This window comes from Synechocystis sp. LEGE 06083 (assembly GCF_015207725.1).
Taxonomy (GTDB): domain Bacteria; phylum Cyanobacteriota; class Cyanobacteriia; order Cyanobacteriales; family Microcystaceae; genus Synechocystis; species Synechocystis salina.
Window position 1 is genome coordinate 1 of the sequence record NZ_JADEWJ010000334.1, and the last position, 3676, is coordinate 3676.

5 protein-coding genes are annotated in these 3676 nt (G+C 49.9%); 3 read left to right on the forward strand and 2 right to left on the reverse strand.

The annotated features are described in order from the left end of the window. The 3 genes from gdhA to IQ219_RS17980 all read left to right on the forward strand — a co-directional run. Nucleotides 1–1005, forward strand: a 1005-nt coding sequence (gdhA, locus tag IQ219_RS17970) for an NADP-specific glutamate dehydrogenase (protein ID WP_194073515.1), incomplete at its 5' end; no start/stop codon positions are given. A gap of 205 nt (nt 1006–1210) precedes the next feature. Beyond that, nucleotides 1211–1630 carry a preQ(1) synthase gene (gene queF, locus IQ219_RS17975; RefSeq protein WP_190598364.1) on the forward strand — a complete coding sequence of 140 codons (420 nt, stop codon included), beginning with the start codon at nt 1211–1213 and terminating at the stop codon, nt 1628–1630. Between the two features lie 174 nt (nt 1631–1804). After that, complete coding sequence (locus tag IQ219_RS17980) at nt 1805–2767, forward strand: lysylphosphatidylglycerol synthase domain-containing protein (protein WP_194020619.1); 963 nt, start codon at nt 1805–1807, stop codon at nt 2765–2767. A 13-nt stretch (nt 2768–2780) separates the two neighbouring features. Here the strand turns inward: IQ219_RS17980 and IQ219_RS17985 are convergent, their stop codons facing one another. Next, a complete protein-coding gene (locus IQ219_RS17985; protein WP_194020620.1) occupies nt 2781–3182 on the reverse strand; it encodes a ferredoxin in 402 nt (133 codons plus the stop codon). Then, on the reverse strand, nt 3182–3568 hold the full coding sequence (locus tag IQ219_RS17990) for a DUF1257 domain-containing protein (protein ID WP_194020621.1): 387 nt from the start codon (nt 3566–3568) through the stop codon (nt 3182–3184). The genes IQ219_RS17985 and IQ219_RS17990 overlap by 1 nt, the downstream gene beginning before the upstream one ends. Nucleotides 3569–3676: the final 108 nt, after the last annotated feature.

Sequence of the window (3676 nt, forward strand, 5' to 3'; positions counted from 1 at the left end):
CTGTTAAATTTACCCTTCGGGGGAGCCAAGGGGGGCATCACCCTCAACCCTAAAGAACTAAGTCGGGCAGAATTGGAACGCCTTAGTCGGGGTTACATCGAGGCGATCGCCGATTTCATTGGCCCGGACGTCGACATCCTAGCTCCAGACGTTTACACCAACGAAATGATGATGGGCTGGATGATGGATCAATACAGCATCATTCGCCGTAAAATCAGTCCCGCCGTTGTCACCGGCAAACCCGTCACCATGGGGGGAAGTCAGGGACGGAACACCGCCACTGGTACCGGGGCTTTTTTCATCATGCAGGCCATGTTGCCCAAATTTGACCGGTATCCCGAAAATACCACCGTGGCTGTCCAGGGCTTTGGTAATGCGGGCATGGTAGTGGCGGAATGCCTATACCAAGAAGGCTACAAAGTAGTGGCCATTAGTGATTCCCAGGGGGGCATTTACAACGAACAAGGGGTGGACATTCCCGCTGCCATTGACTACAAACAACACAACCGCAGTTTGGCTGGCATGTATTGTGACCAGACCCTGTGTGATTTGGGGGACAATCAACAACTGAGCAACGCTGAATTGTTAGCCCTGGACGTAGATGTACTGATTCCCGCCGCCCTGGAAAATCAACTTACCGCCGACAATGCGGATCAGGTGAAGGCCCGTTATATTTTTGAAGTGGCTAATGGCCCCACCACCAGCGGCGCCGACGATATTTTAGTCAGCAAAGGCATCTACGTTTTTCCCGATATTTTGGTCAATGCTGGGGGGGTGACGGTGAGCTACTTTGAATGGGTGCAGAACCGCAGTGGACTGTACTGGAGCGCCAAGGAAGTCAACGATCGCCTGAAGGAAAAAATGGTGGAGGAAGCAGAACAGGTGTGGCACATTGCCCAGGACTTGGAAGTGAGTGTGCGGACTGCGGCCTATATCCATGCCCTCAACCGCTTGAGTGAAGCAATGGACGCCAAGGGCACCAGGGACTACTACCAAGATACCTAGGCTAACCTTTTAGAGTTTCTTTCCAAAGACCCCCTGACTCTCGGGTTGGGGGAAAACGGAAAACCGTCCCCCAGCATTGCCGGCGCTTTAACTGGTCAATTTAGGGCGCAAATTAAAACTTTGCCACCAAGCTCTCAGGAAAAATCTGAAATAATGGGGGGTAGGGTTTCTTCTTTCCAATCCCGTCCATTTTTCACTGTTCACCATGGCCGAAACTGCAATTACCACCAGCGATAACGTCGAAAAGTATGGCGAGCGGGAAATTCGGGATGCTCAACTGATTACTTTCCCCAATCCCCGCCCAGGCCGTTGTTACGATGTCCACATCACTCTGCCGGAATTTACCTGCAAATGTCCTTTTTCCGGTTACCCTGATTTTGCCACCCTTTATCTGACCTATTGTCCCGACCAAAAGGTGGTGGAACTCAAATCTATTAAGCTCTATATCAACAGCTACCGCGATCGCCATATTCCCCACGAAGAAGTGACCAACCAAATTTTGGATGACTTTGTGGCGGTGGCCAATCCTTTGTACGCTAGACTGAAAGCTGATTTTAACCCCCGGGGTAATGTCCATACGGTGATTGAAGTGGAATATCACCAACAGGATAGGCAAAATAGTTAAGAAGAACTCTGTCCCAAAAGAGTCTTTTAAACAGGTTGATATTTCCCCCCCTCGACCCGCTGAAGCTCCGGCAACATGGGGCCGATTCTTCCCACAATTGGGAGGTAAGGGGGCTTTGCCAACCCACTCTAACCATTGGTTTTCCAGCTTGTTTCTGTTCTATGAGGTGAGGCCATGACCGCCTGGCAAAAGCTACAAAAAATTGCGCCGGCGGCGATCGGGGCCTGCTTGTTTGTGCTTTCCATTGGGGCCATCCATTCGGAATTGCATCACTATGGTTGGCAAAATGTTTTGGAAAGTTTCCAGGGCATTGTCAAAACCCGTTTGGCTGGAGCCTTTGCGCTCATGCTCATCAACTACATAATTTTGACTGGCTACGACACCCTGGCCATGTTTTATCTAGGGCAATCTTTACCCCTAGCCAAAACTAGTTTTGTTGGCTTTGTTAGTTACGCCATTAGTAATAGTGTTGGTCTAGCCTTGCTTAGTGGTAGTGCGATTCGTTACCGCCTCTATCAATCCTGGCAGGTTCCAACCTCCATCATTGCCCAGGCGATCGCCTTTTGTAATTTGAGCTTTTGGGTTGGTTTGCTGACCGTAGGGGGCATAACTTTTGTGGTTGATCCCCTACAGTTACCGGCCTTTCTCCATTTACCCTTTTTGTCTGTCCATCCCATCGGCTTTACTTTCCTCGCCATCATTGGGGTTTATCTGCTGGTGACAGGCAATTTAATCAAACCTTTCAAAATTGGCCGATGGCAAACTCCCAAAATTCCCTTTGCCGTGTCCCTAGCCCAAATTGGTTTGACGGCGGTGGATTGGATTTTAGCCTCGGGCATTTTATACGTCCTGTTACCGGGGCACCATCACCTGAGTTTTCCCGGCTTTTTTGGCATTTACCTCCTGGCCCAGGTGGCGGGTATTATCAGTAACGTGCCGGGGGGACTGGGGGTATTTGAGACAGTGGTGCTGTTTTTGTTGACTCCCAAATACTCCTCGGTGGAAGTTCTGGGGGCATTGTTAGCCTACCGAGTGATTTATTACTGGATTCCCTTGGGCAGTGCCAGCCTGAGCTTGGGAGCGTTTGAACTTTTTCAACATCGACAGGAACGACGGCAGAAATCTGGTTCTGAGTAGTTTTTCTGCCCAATCACATATGGGGATTGATTTGTGGATAACCCAAAGGACGAATCTGTTGGCTTTTCCGTTTTTCCTCTAACTGTTTGAGCTCGTCGTAGGGCACCCAATGGATGCAGTCCACCGGACAGGTGTCGATCGCCTCTTGGATTACCGCCTCATCATCCCCATTTTGGCTAAAGGCCCGGGAGCGGCCGTGTTCCTGCTCAATGGTGAAAGTATTGGGAGCCACGTGGGCACAGTTTTTGCAACCAATGCAGGTCACCTCGTCCACATAGACCCCCCTTTCCCGCAACTCCCCACCCAATTCCGGCTCCAAACCAGAACGGTCGTCGAAGTTACGCCAATCTCCCCCCAACTCCGGTTCCAGTCCAGAACGGCGATCGGGAGGAAAATTTAGATCAGCCATTACCATCACGCACTCCAGCGTTGCACCACCAACCGCAATGAGCCATCTTCATTTTTTTGCTGTTCCGTTACAGCAAAGCCCTGTTTAGCCGATTCATTAAGTACGGTTTCCAGAGCATAACCCTGGGTGATTTTTTGTAAAAATCCTTCCACCGATAGGGGTTGCTGCCAGTATTGTAAATCCGTCACCAGCTCATACTCCTGACCATTCCAGCTAAAGCCCAGGTCATAATCATTGCCTTGTTCGATTACCACCGCGGCCTTGGCGGTCAGACCTTGGTAGCCCCGCACCGTGGCCGGCCCTTCTTTCCAATCCAGCCCCAAGTTGGTCAGGGTGGTTTTCAACACATCAAGGTTACGGATGCGGGTTTTGATATTGCTAAAGTGAGACATAGGAAGTTACAAAAAAATTGGAAGAATCGAGTAGGCTGGTTTTTTAAACTTTATAAACAAAAATCACCAACTAAAGGGATTTTTAGGTTTCCCCAGGCCAACTAGAAA